Origin of the sequence: Magnetospirillum sp. LM-5, assembly GCF_902729445.1 — a bacterium.
In the GTDB taxonomy this organism is placed as follows: Bacteria; Pseudomonadota; Alphaproteobacteria; order Rhodospirillales; family Magnetospirillaceae; genus Magnetospirillum.
Genome location: NZ_CACVCE010000003.1, coordinates 115755 through 132259 on the forward strand (window position 1 = coordinate 115755; position 16505 = coordinate 132259).

The window sequence follows — 16505 nt, forward strand, 5'->3', positions numbered from 1 at the left end:
GGCCCGGCACGGGCCGTACGGACAAACTTAGATTTCCTCGACCTCGACGATGCCCGACACCGAGCGAAGCGCCCCCATGAAGGCCGGGCTGAGCTGGATGGTCTGTTTCAGCCCGATTTCGACCTCGCGGTTGCCGATCTGTGAGACGATGGTGATGCGGTTGCGTCCGCGCGCTTCCTTCTCGACCAGCCCGGCCAGGGCGGGCAGCGGCGCCTCGTCGCGGATGGTGATGCGCAGGCCTGCGGCCGCCTTGGCCGCCTCCTGGTCCAGCGAGGCGATGCGCTGGCAGGTCAGGCGCAATTGCTCGTCTTCGAGGCGGGCATCGACCTCGAGCAGCAGCGGACCGCCGGCTTCCAGCAATTCGCGGGTGGTGTTCAGGACTTCCGAGAAGCAGGTGACCTCGAACATGCCCGAGGCGTCGGACAGGGTCAGGAAGGCGTAGCGGCTGCCCTTGGCAGACGTGCGTTCCTGCTTCGACAACAGATTGCCGGCCAGCTTCACCCGCCCCTTGCCGCCGGCCTGCAGATGGCGCGGCAACTCGGTGATCTTCAAGGCGCCCAGGCGCTTCAGGCTTTTGGCGAAGGCGTCCAGCGGATGGGCCGACAGATAGAAGCCGATGGCGTCGAATTCCTGGCTCAGTTTCTCGTGCGGTGACCAGTCGGGGGCGTTTTCCAGCTTGGGTGCGGGGGCAACGTTGCCGCCCAGCAGACTCATCTGCTGCGAGCCGCGGCTTTCCGCCTCGGCCGCCGCGAAGCGCATCAGCGATTCGACATTCTTGAACACCTTGCCACGGTTCTTTTCCAGGCTGTCGAACACGCCGGCCCGGACCATGTTTTCCATCTGGCGGCGGTTCAGCTGCTTGGTATCCAGCCTGCGGGCAAAATCGAACAGATCCTTGTAGGGACCGCCACGGTCGCGTTCGTCGGCGATGGATCGGCACGCGCCCTCACCGACATTCTTCAAGGCCGCCAGGGCATAGCGCACCGCCAAGGTGCCGTCGGGCAGCTTTTCCACCGAGAAATCGGCGCGCGACTTGTTGATGTCGGGGGGCAACAGCTTGATTTTCAGCCGGTCGAGTTCCTGTCGGAAGGCGTTCAGCTTGTCGGTCGAGCTGATTTCGTAGGTCATGGTCGCCGCCATGAACTCGGCCGGATGGTTGGCCTTCAGCCAGGCGGTCTGATAGGCGATCAGCGCATAGGCCGCCGCGTGCGACTTGTTGAAGCCGTATTCTGCGAATTTCGCCACCTTGTCGAAGATCATCGAGGCCTGGTCGCCATCGACGCCGCGCGCCACCGCGCCATCGACGAAGGCCTTGCGCTGGGCCTCCATCTCTTCCTTGATCTTCTTGCCCATGGCGCGGCGCAACAGATCGGCGCCGCCCAGCGAATAGCCGGACAGCACCTGGGCGATCTGCATCACCTGTTCCTGGTAGACCATGATCCCGAAGGTTTCCTTCAAGATCGGCTCCAGCAACGGATGCATGTAATCCGGCTGCTCCAGCCCGTGCTTGCAGGCGATGTAGCGCGGAATCTGGTCCATCGGGCCGGGGCGATACAGCGCCACCACGGCGATCAGGTCTTCCAGCCGGTTCGGCCGCATTTTGCGCAGCACGTCGCGCATGCCCGAACTTTCCAGCTGGAACACGCCGGCGGTGTCGCCCCGGGTCAAGAGTTCGTAGGAATGCTGGTCATCCAGCGGCAACGCCGACAGATCGACCTCGGTGCCGGTGACCTTCTTGATGTGCTTGATGGCGGTGATCATCACCGACAAGGTCTTAAGGCCCAGGAAGTCGAACTTGACCAGGCCGGCCGCTTCCACCCACTTCATGTTGAACTGGGTCACCGGCATGTCGGACCGGGGATCGCGATAAAGCGGCACCAGTTCGTCCAGCGAGCGATCGCCGATCACCACGCCGGCCGCGTGGGTCGAGGCATGGCGGTAAAGCCCTTCCAGCTTCATCGCCAGATCGATCAAATGGCCGACCGCCTCGTCGCGCTCGCGGGCTTCCTTGAGCTGCGGTTCGACCTCCAAGGCCTGTTCCAGGGTTACCGGATTGGCCGGATTGTTGGGGACCAGCTTGCAGATGCGATCGACCTGTCCGTACGGCATCTGCAGCACGCGGCCGACGTCGCGCAGCACCGCACGGGCCTGCAATTTACCGAAGGTGATGATCTGGGCGACCTGGGCGTAGCCGTATTTGTCCTGGACATAGCGAATGGTTTCTTCGCGGCGGTCCTGGCAGAAATCGATGTCGAAGTCGGGCATCGACACGCGTTCGGGGTTCAGGAAGCGTTCGAACAGCAAACCCCAGCGCAACGGGTCGAGATCGGTGATGGTCAGCGCCCACGCCACCGCCGAGCCGGCGCCCGAACCACGGCCCGGGCCGACCGGTATGTCGTGCGCCTTCGACCATTGAATGAAATCCGACACGATCAGGAAGTAGCCGGGAAAGCCCATCTGCTCGATCACGCCGATTTCGTACTCGATGCGCTCGCGATAGGGCTTGGCGGCGTGTTCCTTCTCGTCGTCGGTCATGCCGGGCTGGAAGACGTGCTTTTCCAACCGGGCTTCCAACCCTTCCAGGCACTTCTTGCGTAAGACCTCGGCCTCGGTCAGACCATCCATGCGATAAGGCGGCAGGATCGGCTTGCGCTTGAACACCATGAAGGCGCAGCGCTTGGCCACCACCAGCGTATTGTCGCAGGCCTCGGGCAAATCGGCGAACAGCGCCCGCATTTCCTCGGGGCTCTTGAAATAATGCTCGGGCGTCAGGCGGCGGCGCTCTTCCTGGGCGACATAGGCGCCCTCGGCGATGCAGATCAGGGCATCGTGCGCTTCGTACATGGCGCGGTCGGCGAAGAACGGCTCGTTGGTGGCAACCAGCGGCAGCCCATGCTTATAGGCCAGCTCGACCAGTGCCGGCTCGACCCGGTCCTGGGCATTGATGCCGTGGCGCTGCAGTTCGACATAGGTGCGGCCGGGAAAGGCCTGGGCCAGGCGGACCAGCAGGATTTCCGCCTTGTCGGCCTGGCCTTCCGTCAACAGGCGGTTGACGGGGCCGCCGCCGGCCCCGGTCAGCAGCAAAAGACCGGCCGAATGGGCCTCGAGGTCCAACAGCCGCACCTGCGGCGTTTCCCCGGCATCGGTTTCCAGATAGGCCTTGGACACCAGCTTCAGCAGGTTGGAATAGCCGGTCTCGTTCTGGCACAGCAGCACCAGCCAATCGGGATTGGGCTTGCGCCCGTCCTTCGAGGGCGCTCCGTCATCGCGGCGCACCGCCACCTGACAGCCGATGATCGGCTGGATGCCGGCATCGGCGCACGAGGTCGAGAATTCCAGCCCGCCGAACAGATTGCCGGTGTCGGCGATGCCCACCGCCGGCATCTTCATCTTCTCGCACAGCTTGGTCAGCTGCTTGATCTTGATGGCGCCTTCCGACAGCGAATAGGCGGTGTGGACCCTGAGATGGACGAAATCGGCGTGGTTGGGCATGACGGCCTATCCCGCCCGCCGCGCCCAGCGTTTCAGATCGTCCTCGAACGAGATGCCGTCGTGGCGACCCAGCTTGCGGCGATAGATCGACACGCTTTCCATCACCCGTTGGACATAGCCGCGGGTTTCGGTGAACGGGATCATTTCGATCCAATCGACCACGTCGATATTGGCCTCGCGCGGGTCGCCATATTCCTTGATCCAGCGCCTGGCCCTGGACGGCCCGGCGTTATAGGCGGTCAGCGCCAGCACATAGGAGCCGCCGAAATCGGAAATCATGTCGGCCAGATAGGCCCGGCCCAGACGGACATTGTAGTCCGGGTCGTCCAATCGGCCGGGATGGAAGGCCATCTTGATGGATTGCGCCACCTTCTTGGCGGTCGCCGGCATCAATTGCATCAATCCCCGCGCCCCTACAGGTGACTGCGCGTCGGTGATGAAGCCGCTTTCCTGACGGATCAGGGCCAGGACCAGGGCCTGTTCCGGGCTGTCGTCGCCCGAGATCGCCGGCATCGGCCAGCCGGCATCGACCAGGAACACGCTATCGCGATCGGCACGGCGCGCCACCGCGACCGCCAGATCGTTCCGCCCGCCATCCAGCGCCATCCGTCCGACCAGGGTGCGTTCCCCCGGGCTTTGCGCCACTTCGTTCAGGCGGATGAAGAAGGCGCGCAGATGCTCGCGCTCGCCCATCTCGATCATGATGCGGATGGCACGCACCAATTCGCGGGACTCGAACCTTTTGCGGTCGTCGGGGGACGGCTGCGGGTCCGGCGGCAACGGCCAGCGATGATCTTCCAGCCGGGATGCCGCCAACTGGCCGTAATAGGCGGTGAAATAGCGCGCCCCCTGGCTGTACCATTCACGCGCCGCACGGTCGTCCTTCAAGGTTTCGGCGGTGCGGCCGGCCCAATAGGCGGCGCGCGAGCGATTCAGCGGCGTCACCGCCGATTCCCACAGGCGCAGGAAATGGCCCATGGCGGTCTCGCGGTCATCAAGGAAGCGCAGCGCGATCCAGCCGGCCAGGAACTCGGCCTCGCCGAACTGACTGGCCTTGGCATCCAGACCGTGATCGGCGGCAACCTGATAGGCCCTTGAAATCAGCCCCTTCTGCAGGGCGCGGCGCGCCAGGATCGAACGTTCCTGCCACCACAGGTCGGGACGGACCTGATTGCGGGACGGATGGCTCAACAGATCGATGGCGTCCTCGTCCATGTCCTTCTGGCGGCGCCAGCGCACGCGGTCGAGGATCAGGCCGGGATCGTTCTTCAATTCCTTGGGGACGGCGGCGATGGCCGGCTCGGGATTGGCCTTGGCGTTCTGGAGCGCCAATCGGGCCTGGGCCAGTTGGCGGTGGCCGACATCGACCTTCAGCAGCATGTTGCCGGCCGGGCCGTCCTGCTTGTCCCACAACAGACGATCCAGGCGGCGCCAATGGTCGTCGGGCTGCAGATAGTCGGAATATTGGCTGAGAAACTGGCGTTCCTGCATCGCCCCGAACGAGCCCTCGACCCAGGTCTTGCGCAAAAGAGCGACGGCCCGCTCGGTCTGGCCGCTGCCCAGCAAGGCCTTGGCCAGCGCCATGGCGCCGTCGGACGTCACCGGCTCGCGGGTCTGGTACCAGGACAGAATCCGGTCGGCCGGCGTGGCCGGGCCGATGGCCTCTTCGGCGCGGCGGCCGATGGACCCCATCAGCGGCCAATCGGGCGAGGTCTCGACGAACGAGGAAATCTCTTCGAAACTTGCCCCCGAACGCGGATTGGAATAGGTCATCCAGCGGATCAGCTTGGCCAGCAGGCGGTTATGGGACTGCATGGCCAATCGTTCGGCCTCGCCGAAGCGGTCCTTGCGGGCGGCGGCGAAGACCTGCTGATAAAGCGGACGTTCGGCGACGGCGATTTCCCCGGCAGCGGCCGGCAAAATGGCCGAAACCGCAAACATCGCCGCCAGCACGGAATAGATGAACCCCCTCAACGCCGCTCCCATCGGTAAAGACCCGGGCGGGCATTCTAGGGAAGCTCCGGTGTCGCACGCAAGACAAGATGGCGGCACTTGCTCAGCCGGTGCCTTGCCTGTAATGTCGCCGGTTCGAAACGCATCACCCAAATCTTTAGGGATAAGGCCATGTTCAAGGGATCGATCACCGCCCTCATCACCCCCTTCCGCAACGGAAGCGTGGACGAGAAGGCGTACCAGGACTTCGTCGCCTGGCAGATCGCCGAAGGCAGCCACGGCGTCGTTCCGTGCGGCACCACCGGCGAATCGCCGACCTTGTCGCACGAGGAACACAAGCGGGTGGTCGAACTGTGCCTTGAGGTCGCCAAGGGCAAGGTCCCGGTGATCGCCGGCACCGGCTCGAACTCGACCGACGAAGCCATCGCCCTGACCCGTCATGCCAAGCAGGCCGGCGCCGATGCCGCGCTGGTGGTGGCGCCCTATTACAACAAGCCGACCCAGGAAGGCCTGTTCCGCCATTACGAGGCCATCGCCAAGGCGGTCGATCTGCCGATCATCGTCTACAACATCCCCGGCCGCTCGGTGGTCAACATCACCGTCGAGACCTTCGCCCGCCTGGCCAAGATTCCGCAGATCGTCGGCGTCAAGGATGCCACCGCCGACCTGGCCCGGCCGCTGCAGATGCGCGTCGCCCTGGGCGACACGTTCTGCCAATTGTCGGGCGAGGACGCCACCGCCACCGCCTTCCTGGCCCAGGGCGGCGTTGGCTGCATCTCGGTCAGCTCGAACGTGGCGCCGAAGCTGTGTGCCCAGATGCACGAAGCCTGGCAGAAGGGCGACCTGGCCACCTGCTTCGCCATCCGCGACCGTCTGATGCCGCTGCACGATGCCATGTTCTGCGAAACCAGCCCGGCCCCGGTGAAGTACGCCGCCAGCCTGCTGGGCAAGTCCCTGCCCGACGTCCGCCTGCCCATGGTCGAGGCTACCGAGGCGGCCCGCGCCAAGGTATCCGCCGCCATGAAGCAGGTCGGCCTGATCTGACACTGAAAGGACGGGGGCCCCCGCGCCCCCGCCACCCCCGCCATGTCCCTGCCCGCCCACATCGCCGCCCAGAACCGCAAGGCCCGCCACGAATATACCATCGTGGACACGGTCGAGGCCGGCATCATGCTGGTCGGCACCGAGGTCAAGTCGTTGCGCGCCGGCAAGGGCAACATCAACGAGGCCTATGCCGGCCCCGGCGGGGCTGAATTGTGGCTGTACAACGCCTATATCCCCGAATACCAGTCGAAGATGCCCTTCCCGCACGAGACCCGGCGCCCGCGCAAGCTGCTGCTGCATCGCCGCGAGCTGCGCAAGCTGTCGGGCGCCATCGCCAAGGAAGGCATGACCCTGGTGCCGCTGGACATCCATTTCACCGATCGCGGCATCGCCAAGGTCCTGCTGGGCTTGGCCAAGGGCCGCAAGGCCCACGACAAGCGCGAGGCGATCAAGCAGCGGGAATGGAACCGCGACAAGGCGCGAGTGCTGCGCGACAAGGGATGAGGCCCCCATGTCCGATGACGGGAAGACCAACGACAAGCTGATCGCCACCAAGGAAAAGTGGGTCGAGGAGCGCCGTGGCCTGACCGGCCGGCGCAACCGCGACCGCCTGCCGCCGGGGCAACATCTGACCCACGACTGGCCGGTCCTGGATCTCGGCATCCACCCCAATCTATCGACCACCGACTGGTCTTTGACCGTGTCCGGCGCCGTCGAGTCCCCGCTGACCTGGAATTGGGATCAGTTCCGCGCCCAGCCGCAGACGGATTTCGTCACCGACATCCATTGCGTCACCACCTGGTCGATGTATGACAGCCGCTGGACCGGGGTGTCTGCCCTGCACCTGATGGCCCTGGTCCGACCCAAGCCGCAGGCGAAGTTCGTGATGTTTCGCAGCTTCGACGGCTACACCACCAATGTTCCGCTGGAATATTTCGCCGACAGCGACGTCATGCTGGCCCATTCCTGGCAAGGCCTGCCGCTGACCCGCGAACATGGCGGCCCGGTGCGGGTGGTGATCCCCAAGCTTTACTTCTGGAAAAGCGCCAAGTGGCTGCGCGCCATCACCTTCATGGAGAAGGACAGCCCCGGTTACTGGGAACTGCGTGGCTATCACGATGTCGGCGACCCGTGGGAGGAAGAGCGTTACCGGTGATCAAACCGCGGTCGCCAGGGTTTCCCGGCCCACGGCGGTCAGCGGCAGAGCCACCGTCACCTCGGTCCCGACCCCGCGGGCGCTGACCAGCTTCAATTCGCCCCCATGCAGTTCGGTCAGCGACTTGGCCAGCGGCAGGCCCAGGCCGGTTCCCTCGAATCGACGCGCCAGCGAGCCATCGACCTGGCGGAACGGCTGCAGCGCGACGGCGACTTCGGCATCGTTCATACCGATGCCGGTGTCGGTGACCTTCATGACGACGCCGTTCGCCGTCGCCTCGATGGCGGTCGAGACCGTGCCGCCGGCCTGGGTGAACTTGACGGCGTTGGACAACAGGTTGACCAGGATCTGCAAGATCCGGCGCCGGTCGGCCCACACCAGCGGCACATTGCCGCCAATGCTGGTCAGCAGACACACGCTGCCGTTCCTGGCCCGCCCCTCGACCAGCCGCACGGCGGCGGCCATCAGCTCGGTCAGATCGACCTCTTCGAAATGCAATTCCATTTCACCGGATTCGATCTTGGCAACGTCCAGGATGTCGTTGATCACCTCCAGCAGATGGCGAGCCGAATCCAGGATGTCGCCGGCATAGCCCTCGTACCTGGCGCTTCCCAGCGGTCCGAACAGGGCGCTGGCCATGACCTCGGAAAAACCGATGATCGCGTTCAACGGCGTGCGCAATTCGTGGCTGACGGTGGCCAGGAACTCGGTCTTGGCCCGGCTGGCCATTTCCGCCTGTTCCTTGGCCGACAGCAAGTCGGCGGTGCGCTGGGCGACCCGTCGTTCCAGGCCTTCGTTGGCCGAGGCCAGCATGCGTTCGACCTCGACACGGGCGGTGACATCGGCGCTGTAGACGTTGACATAGCCGCCATTGACGATGGGGACCAGGGTCAAGGCCAAGGTCCGCCCGCCGATGTCGCATTCGATGATGGCCCGCGGGGCGCCGCGCAAGACGTCGCCGATGCGCCGCCGCCACAGGTCCGGGACGCGCTGGCCCACCGAGGTCCGCCATTCCTCCAGCAAGGTGGTGCTGGCCGGATTGGCGTGGGAAATGGTGCCGTCCTGGTCGACCCGCAGGACCGGATAGGGGCTTTGCGCCGTGAACAGCGCCAGCGTGCGGACCTCGTCCTCGATTCGGCGCCGGGCGGTGACGTCGGTGACCAGCAGCATCTCGAACGACGGACCGGACGCGCGGCGCAATTCGAACACCCGGCGTTCGCCGTTCCCGTCCACCACCACCAGATCCGAGGAATCCCGGGCGATGGCGTCCAGGAAAGGCTGCAGGCCGCCGCAGGCCGCTTGATAGCCGACCATCGCCGCGTTCTCGGCAACAGCGCCGTCGGGGGTGGTGCGGATGACCCCGACACCCAGCAGGTCGGTGACCACCTGCAAAAGGCGCAGGCGGTCGTTTTCCGCCTCGATGGCCATGCGTGCCGTCGCCAATTGCAGACGCTCGGCTTCTTCGTCACGCAGGCGATCGCGTGAGCTCATGACCTCGCCGGTCAGAACCTCGACCTTGTTGACCAGTTCGGCCAATTCATCGCCGCCGCGATACTCATCGACGGCGATGTCGAACACCTGGCGGGTGACCTGATCGACACGGCGGATCGTCGCCCGCAGGCGAAAGACCAAGCCGGCCAAAATCACCAATAACAGGCTGCTCATGGCCCCGGCCAGAACCGTTCGCTGGGTCCGCTCCTGGTCCAGCAGGGGCTGGACGCGGTGTTCAACCAGCCGCCGGCTCACCAGGGTCGAAAAATTGGCGACCACCTCGGACGAGCCGTAATCGAAGAATTCCATCCCCAGGACCAGCCAGTCGGCGGCCAGGGCCGCCAGCGACGCCCCCGGCGCCACCAAACTGGGATCGCTGCTGGCCACCACCACCCGCTCGCGCCCTTCGCTGATGGCGATGACATGGTCGGGGCGCGCGCTGGCAATCGAGTTGAAGGCGAGAAAGCGGGAATCCAGGCGCGACAATAGCGCGACCCTATCGCCCTTCTCGCCCGATGCCGCCACCGAAAGGACCACCGGCATGGCGCCGATGCGGGTGACATAGGCCTGGTGCGAGGCCGATTCGATCAGACGCCCCTCGAGGGCGTACAAACCAACGGGAATAGCGTCGCCGGTCAGCGACACCACCTCGCGGATCGTGCCGTCCTTGCCGATCACGACCAGGAAATTGATCAACGGGAAGGCCCGGCGATCGACGCGCGGCGGCAACCAGTCCGGCTCGCTTTCCAGAACGCTCGGCGGGCCGGCCGGCCGGCCGGCGATGGCTTCCACATGACGGGCGACCGATCGGGTGCCGCCCAACAGACGGGCGAAGGTGAAATGGGCGCGCAAGGACTGGTCGAACCGCATGCGATCCTGCCGCGCCTCGTCTTCCAGTTCGACTTCCAGTGCCTTGTGCGTCAGGGCGCCGATCTCGGCGGTGAAGCGGACATCCAGGCCCCACCACAGCAAGGCCGTCGCCACCAACCCACCGAACAGGAAGCTCGACACCAGACTGGACCGGCCGATCATCCACCGCCGCATGGCCGCCGCCCCTATTTCGGCGGGGCGACGATTTCGTCGCCGTCGAACGACCAACCGCGGCTTCGCAATTCCTGCGCCGGCACGATGCCGAACGCCGGATCGAGGGCGGGCGCGTTGTCCACCAGCCAGGCGGCCAATTTCGCCGCCCGGGGATCGGCGGCCGTCCCACTCCACGAGGTGATGTTCATCACCCGATACAACGGATAGCGCCCCTGCGCGAGGCTTTTGCGGTCGGCCGGATCAAGCCCGTTCAGCTTCAGCGGCTTGACCACGCCCAGCCGGGCATTGTCGGCGATGTGCCACAAGGTCTCGTAGCCGATGGCGGTGCGGCTGCGCGCCACTTCGGCGATCATGTCGCGAATGGCCGGGACTTCGTGCATTTCCTGGCTGAACTGGTTCTCGTTGTCCAACAACAGGCGCCAATGGCCGGGGCGCGGCTTGCAATGCAATCGGGTTACCGCGCGCACGTCAGAGGCCGGGCCGGCCACCATGCCGCTGACCGGCAGGTCGGCCCAGGACCGGGTCTGGCCGCCGAACAGCCGGCGCGCCTGATCCATGGTGACATCGGTCAGCGGGTTGGCCGGGTGGACGATCAAGGCGATCGCCGAGATGCCGATGGTGTGATAGCGCACGCCGGGCAGCCGATCCAACGGACCAGGCGGGCAGCACATGCCGGTGATGTCGGCGCTACGCTCGGAAAGCGCGCCGGCCGCCACCCCGCAGGTCCCTTCCTGGATGGCGATCTTCAGTCCGGTCTGACGCGAAAAGGCTTGGACCAGCGGCAGCAAAGCCGGATAAAGCTGTTGGTCGATGGCAAGGGCAAGGTCGGCGCCATCGGGGCGCTGAATTTTCTTCTTGTCCCAACCATCGGGCATGACGACTTCGTCGCCGGGAGGGCTGAAGGGACGACCGCCCAGTTCAGGCGCGGCATGGGCCGCCCCGGCCAAACCGAACAAGATCGCGCTAACCGTCAGAATCCGCCGCACAGGAAAGTCGCCCCCTCTTTTCAACCCTGTACCACTGTTGCATGGTTAGGCAAAGCGCCCAATGCCTGCAAACGAGGCAGGGACTAAGGAAAAGTATTAGGGACCGATAATTCCCCAACCCAGAGTACTGTGATTGAGGTTGGATTTTCTCCTAACCCCCCTTCCAGGAGGCCGCGCTGACCATCCCCAATAATCTTTTGCCGGTTTGGCATCCGGCGTTTCTGCTCTCGACCTGGATGGGCGCGGGCTTGCTACCAAGGGCGCCGGGAACCTGGGGCTCGGCGGCTGCGGTTCCGTTTGCCTGGGGGCTGGCTCTATGGGGCGGCACGACCGCGCTATTGGCGGCAACCGCGGTATGCACCCTGGGCGGGTGGTGGGCCGCCTCGGTTTATGTGCGCCGCACCGGCCGCGACGACCCCCAGGAAGTGGTGATCGACGAGGTCGCCGGCCAATGGCTGGTGCTGGCCGCCGTTCCGGCAGAGCCCCTGCCCTATCTGGCCGGATTCTTGCTGTTTCGCCTGCTTGACATCTGGAAGCCATGGCCGGCCTCGTGGGCCGACCGGACGCTGGGCGGCGGCCTGGGGGTGATGGCCGACGACATCCTGGCCGCCCTTTACGGGGCGCTGATCCTGGCGGTCGCCTCGCTGTGGTGGAGCCTGCCATGACGCTGCTGCCCGCCGACCTTTTGGCCCAGGCCCGCCAGACCCTCGACGCCCTGGCCCAGCGGGGCTTGCGCTTCGCCGCCGCCGAATCCTGCACCGGCGGATTGGTGATTGCGGCGCTGACCTCGCTGGCCGGATCGTCGGCGGTGGTCCAATGCGGCTTCGTCACCTATTCGAACCAGGCGAAGGCTGCGATGTTGGGGATCGCCCCCGGCCTGATCGATGCCGAGGGCGCGGTCAGCGAGGCGGTGGCGAAAGCCATGGCCACCGGTGCGATCGACCGCTCGGACGCCGATGTCGCGGTGGCGATCACCGGTATCGCCGGACCCGGCGGCGGCTCGGCTGCCAAGCCGGTCGGGCTGGTCCACTTCGCCGCCCTGCGGCGCGGCGGCGACGTCATTCATCATCGCCAGGTGTTCGAGGGAGACCGCGATGCCGTGCGCCGTCAGGCGGCGATCACCGCCCTGAGCCTGACGATCATTGCGGCAAATTCCTGACCTTGGCCAGGGCGCCCAGTAAGGCCAGGGGGACGCTGGTGGCGCTGGCGTCGACATGGGTGTCGCCCTGGGTCAAAGCCGCATAGGGAAACAGCCCGGTGGCGTCGAAACCGATATGAAGGTGCCAGCCGGGCGCGCCTTCACGCACCAGGGCACGCGCCGCATCGACCGATTCGGTAACCGGTTGGACGGAGACCCCCACGGCCAGGCACAAATCCGTATCCAATTGGGCGTCGCCGCCCTTGGCCTTGACGATCCGGTCCCCGAGCGCATCCCAATCCGCCACGTTTCCTCCTTTTGGCCGTCAGGTCCCGACACCATCTTGGACAAGTGTGCGGTTGACGGCCATCGATGGCCGGCCGACCATGGCCGATCATCATAGCAAAGGATCCGTCCCATGCGTACCGGCGGCGAAATTCTGGCCGATTCCTTGATTGCCCAGGGGGCCGCGTGGGTCACCATGGTCCCCGGCGAGAGCTTCCTGCCGTTCATCGACGCGGCCCTGGACCGCCGCGACCGCCTGCGCCTGTTGACCTGCCGCCACGAAGGCGGCGCGGCCTATATGGCCGAGGCCATGGGCAAGCTGACCGGCCGGCCGGGAGTGTGCTTCGTCACCCGTGGACCGGGGGCGACCCACGCCGCCGTCGGCATCCATACCGCCTTCCAGGACTCCACTCCGATGGTGCTGCTGATCGGTCAGGTCGACCGCCCCAATATCGGCCGCGAGGCGTTCCAGGAAGTCGAGTTTCGGACCATGTTCGCCCCGCTGGCCAAGCGAGTCGAGCAGATCGAAGACCCAGCCCGCATCCCCGAGGCGGTGGCTCGCGCCTTTGCCGCCGCCCAGGGTGGCCGGCCCGGCCCGGTAGTGTTGATCCTGCCCGAGGACGTGCTGGCCGAAGCCGCCAAGGCCCAGGATGTCGGCCCGCTGCCCAGGGCCTGGCCGCATCCGGGCGATTGCCAGATCCATCGGATGGTCGAATTGCTGGGCGCGGCCAAGCGCCCGCTGGCCATCGTCGGCGGCGGCGGCTGGAGCCAGGAAGCCGCGGACCACCTGCGCACCTTCGTCGAGGCCTGGGGCCTGCCGACCGCCGCCGCCTTCCGCCGCCAGGACATCCTGGACAATGACAGCCCCTGCTATGTCGGCGAGTTGGGCTTTTCCATCAGCCCCAGCCTGGATCGCCGCGTGCGCGAGGCCGACCTGATCCTGGCCATCGGCACCCGGCTGGGCGAGATCGACACCCACAATTACACCCTGGTCAAGGCGCCCGAGCCGGATCAAATCCTGGTCCACGTCTTTCCGGCCCCCGAGGAACTGGGCCGGGTGTTCCGCCCGACCGTGGCGATCCCGGCGGCGCCGCTACCGTTCGCCCGCCGGGCCGCCGGCTTGCTGCCGCCCGCCGAACCGGCCTGGGCCGGCTGGGCGGCCGAGCTGCGGGCCGAATACCAGGCCAACCTGATCCCCCAGCCCTGCCCCGGTGGGCTGGATATGGGCCGGGTGATGGCCGAAATCCAAGACCGTCTGCCCATTGATGCCATCCTCTGCACCGGCGCCGGCAATTATACCGGCTGGGTCCAGCGGTTCCGCCGCTTTTGCCGCTTCGGCACCCAGCTGGCGCCGGCCAACGGCTCGATGGGCTATGGCCTGCCGGCGGCGCTGGCAGCCAAGGCCCTGCATCCCGACCGCATCGTCCTGGCCTTCGCCGGCGACGGTTGTTTCCTGATGACCGCGCAGGAAATGGCCACCGCCAAGCTGCACGGATTGGCCCCGGTGGTGCTGGTGATCGATAACGGCATGTACGGAACCATTCGCATGCACCAGGAGGCCACCCATCCCGGCCGCGCCCTGGCCACCGACCTGGCCAATCCGGATTTCGCCGCCTTGGCGGCATCCTATGGCGCCTGGTCGGCCCGGGTCGCCGCCACCGACCAGTTCGCCCCGGCCTTCGATCAGGCCCTGGCGGCCAGCCGGGCCGGACGGCTGGCCTTGCTGCACCTCGTTCTCGACCCCGAGGCCATCACCACCCGGACCACCCTGTCGGCCATCCGGGCCAAGGCGACGGCGTCGGGCCGGCCATAAGGAAACCGCCATGGATGTCGCCCCGCTCTTGTCCCGCCTGGGTGTCGAGCTGCCGGAATACGGCGATATCCGTGTCACCAGCCCCATCGACGGCACCCCGATGGGGCGGGTGCCGGCGGGCGATATCGACGCCGCCATCGGCCGCGCCCAAACCGCCTTCGCCGCCTGGAAGACGGTGCCGGCGCCCCGGCGTGGCGAACTGGTCCGCCGTTTCGCCGAGACCTTGCGCGCCCACAAGGACGATCTGGGCCTGCTGGTGACCCTGGAGACCGGCAAGATCTTGCAAGAGGGCCTGGGCGAAGTGCAGGAGATGATCGATATCTGCGACTTCGCCGTCGGCCTGTCGCGGCAATTACACGGCCTGACCATCGCCAGCGAGCGCCCCCATCACCGTTTGATGGAAAGCTGGCTCCCGTTGGGGGTGGTCGGCATCGTCTCGGCCTTCAATTTCCCGGTGGCGGTATGGGCGTGGAATGCCGCCCTGGCCCTGGTCTGCGGCAACGCCCTGGTATGGAAGCCGTCCGAGAAGACACCCTTGACAGCATTGGCCTGCAAAGCACTTTTCTTACGTGCTGCCAATATGTTCGGCAACATTCCTGATGGATTATGCGAAGTCGTTCCGGCCGGTCGCGACGCCGCCGTCACGCTGGCCGACGATCGGCGCGTGGCCTTGCTGTCGGCCACCGGCTCGACCGCCATGGGCCGGGCGCTGGCCCCGCGGGTGGCCGCCCGCCTGGGCCGCTCGCTGCTCGAGCTGGGTGGCAACAACGCGGCCATCCTTTGCCCGTCGGCCGACCTGGATCTGGCGGTGCGGGCCATCTTGTTCGCCGCCATCGGCACCGCCGGCCAGCGCTGCACCAGCTTGCGCCGGCTGATCGTCCACCACGATATCCTGGATACGGTGATGGACCGCCTGAAGGCGGCCTATGGGGGTCACCTAACGAAAGTGCATACCTTGTACGCTAAGGTCGTACGAAACAGGAACTCACATGCGTGCAGGGATTGAGGCGGCCTTCAAAGCGCCTCCAATCTTATCTCTGCTCAATGTCCCCGTGGCCGGATATTCCGAACCTCGATGCCGAGTGTATCCGCCAGCGGTTCCCAGGCCGCTTCGGCGGTCAGCACCGGCAGCCCCAACGCCATGGCGGTTGCCAAACAACAGCGGTCACCCAACGATAGCCCCGCAGATCTGGTGCTCGGGCGAAGCTGGCCTGCCCTCGCGGCGAGGCCAGCATCAAGTGAGACAACTTCGATGCCGAAAGACAGAGCGATTGCTTCTGCTCGATCGAGGGGCACGCCGCGTTCAGCCAGTTTGCCGATGACCTCGGCCAGGTTGACGGCAGAGATGACGGATTCGACCAACGCGTCCGCCACAACCTCTTGCCCGGTCTCGCGATGAATGAGGGCCAGAAGGGCTGAGGCGTCGAGGACGACTTTACTCATGAGCTGCTTCCTGCCGACGGTCGGCTGACAGCTCGTCAACCAGATCGACATCGTCGGGGATGTAGCCCCTCACCTCATCCTGGACACGGGCGATAACATTGCGCAGCGGTTCGAGATGGATTGTGCCCCTCTCATCCACTGTCATTACAAAGCCACCACCCTTTTCCATGCCGAGGCTCGACCGAACCTGTGACGGGACAACGATACGGCCATTGGCTGCCATGGTGACGTGCATCTCGTTCATATTTTCACGCTCATGATGTCATTTTCATCATTATGCCACTTTCGACAGCTGACCTCAATTCCTGCAATGGCGGTCGCTCTCGCCCATATTTTTATGATATAAAACCCGCTAACGGACGTTAGGCGGTTTTATAAATTGAGGTTTTGTCGGTGCGCTGCGTATCTTACTACAGAGTTTCAACGGTGAAACAGGGGCGTTCTGGTCTGGGTCTCGATGCCCAGCAGGCGGCAGTGCGCGAGTATCTACGTCGCCACGACGGAGAATCAATTGCCGATTACATCGAAGTCGAATCAGGCAAGAAGAACGATCGCCCCCAACTTGCAGCGGCCATGACCCATTGCCGGCGGACAGGAGCAACGCTGGTTATCGCCAAGCTGGACAGATTGGCTCGGAACGTCGCGTTCATTGCAAACCTA

General features: G+C 65.5%; 14 protein-coding genes and 1 pseudogene. 8 read left to right on the plus strand and 7 right to left on the minus strand.

Annotation, left to right across the window (positions count from 1 at the left end):
• Positions 1-27: 27 nt before the first annotated feature.
• The gene (gene dnaE, locus MTBLM5_RS02915; RefSeq protein WP_173974295.1) at positions 28-3492 is read right to left on the minus strand and encodes a DNA polymerase III subunit alpha; all 3465 of its coding nucleotides are present in this window, start codon (positions 3490-3492) and stop codon (positions 28-30) included.
• 6 nt (positions 3493-3498) lie between these two features.
• Complete coding sequence (locus MTBLM5_RS02920; RefSeq protein WP_254430880.1) at positions 3499-5466, minus strand: lytic transglycosylase domain-containing protein; 1968 nt, start codon at positions 5464-5466, stop codon at positions 3499-3501.
• Between the two features lie 150 nt (positions 5467-5616).
• On the opposite strand from MTBLM5_RS02920, the gene dapA reads away from it, so the two are divergent.
• The 3 genes from dapA to MTBLM5_RS02935 are packed head-to-tail and all read left to right on the plus strand — an operon-like array spanning position 5617 to position 7645.
• Positions 5617-6489 carry a 4-hydroxy-tetrahydrodipicolinate synthase gene (dapA, locus tag MTBLM5_RS02925; RefSeq protein WP_173974296.1) on the plus strand — a complete coding sequence of 291 codons (873 nt, stop codon included), beginning with the start codon at positions 5617-5619 and terminating at the stop codon, positions 6487-6489.
• A 42-nt stretch (positions 6490-6531) separates the two neighbouring features.
• Positions 6532-6993, plus strand: coding sequence for an SsrA-binding protein SmpB (gene smpB / locus MTBLM5_RS02930; RefSeq protein ID WP_068503683.1), 462 nt, complete (start codon positions 6532-6534; stop codon positions 6991-6993).
• Between the two features lie 7 nt (positions 6994-7000).
• Complete coding sequence (locus tag MTBLM5_RS02935) at positions 7001-7645, plus strand: sulfite oxidase-like oxidoreductase (protein WP_173974297.1); 645 nt, start codon at positions 7001-7003, stop codon at positions 7643-7645.
• Here the strand turns inward: MTBLM5_RS02935 and MTBLM5_RS02940 are convergent, their stop codons facing one another.
• Positions 7646-10180 (minus strand): ATP-binding protein, encoded by a 2535-nt coding sequence (locus MTBLM5_RS02940; protein ID WP_173974298.1) that lies wholly within the window; start codon positions 10178-10180, stop codon positions 7646-7648. It abuts the gene before it with no gap.
• A gap of 11 nt (positions 10181-10191) precedes the next feature.
• Complete coding sequence (locus MTBLM5_RS02945) at positions 10192-11136, minus strand: substrate-binding domain-containing protein (RefSeq protein WP_173974299.1); 945 nt, start codon at positions 11134-11136, stop codon at positions 10192-10194.
• A 266-nt stretch (positions 11137-11402) separates the two neighbouring features.
• Between MTBLM5_RS02945 and MTBLM5_RS02950 the strand changes: the two genes are divergently transcribed.
• Positions 11403-11831: a phosphatidylglycerophosphatase A gene (locus tag MTBLM5_RS02950; protein WP_173974300.1), complete on the plus strand. Its 429-nt coding sequence runs from the start codon at positions 11403-11405 to the stop codon at positions 11829-11831.
• The gene (locus MTBLM5_RS02955; RefSeq protein ID WP_173974301.1) at positions 11828-12325 is read left to right on the plus strand and encodes a CinA family protein; all 498 of its coding nucleotides are present in this window, start codon (positions 11828-11830) and stop codon (positions 12323-12325) included. Before MTBLM5_RS02950 ends, MTBLM5_RS02955 begins: the two co-directional genes overlap by 4 nt.
• On the opposite strand, the gene MTBLM5_RS02960 is transcribed toward MTBLM5_RS02955, so the two are convergent.
• Positions 12306-12611, minus strand: a complete 306-nt coding sequence (locus tag MTBLM5_RS02960; RefSeq protein ID WP_173974302.1) for a hypothetical protein — start codon at positions 12609-12611, stop codon at positions 12306-12308. The two genes, MTBLM5_RS02955 and MTBLM5_RS02960, sit on opposite strands and share 20 nt — an antisense overlap.
• A 111-nt stretch (positions 12612-12722) precedes the next feature.
• Here MTBLM5_RS02960 and MTBLM5_RS02965 point away from each other — a divergent pair, with 111 nt between their 5' ends.
• A complete protein-coding gene (locus tag MTBLM5_RS02965; RefSeq protein ID WP_173974303.1) occupies positions 12723-14402 on the plus strand; it encodes a thiamine pyrophosphate-binding protein in 1680 nt (559 codons plus the stop codon).
• A 10-nt stretch (positions 14403-14412) separates the two neighbouring features.
• Positions 14413-15330: pseudogene (locus MTBLM5_RS02970) on the plus strand (aldehyde dehydrogenase family protein); the annotation flags it as partial.
• A gap of 113 nt (positions 15331-15443) precedes the next feature.
• Here the strand turns inward: MTBLM5_RS02970 and MTBLM5_RS02975 are convergent.
• Positions 15444-15845 (minus strand): type II toxin-antitoxin system VapC family toxin, encoded by a 402-nt coding sequence (locus MTBLM5_RS02975; RefSeq protein ID WP_173974305.1) that lies wholly within the window; start codon positions 15843-15845, stop codon positions 15444-15446.
• Entirely contained in the window at positions 15838-16089 is a 252-nt protein-coding gene (locus MTBLM5_RS02980) for an AbrB/MazE/SpoVT family DNA-binding domain-containing protein (RefSeq protein ID WP_068438256.1), read from the minus strand. Before MTBLM5_RS02980 ends, MTBLM5_RS02975 begins: the two co-directional genes overlap by 8 nt.
• A gap of 149 nt (positions 16090-16238) precedes the next feature.
• On the opposite strand from MTBLM5_RS02980, the gene MTBLM5_RS02985 reads away from it, so the two are divergent.
• Positions 16239-16505, plus strand: a 267-nt coding sequence (locus tag MTBLM5_RS02985; protein ID WP_217424957.1) for a recombinase family protein, incomplete at its 3' end; no start/stop codon positions are given.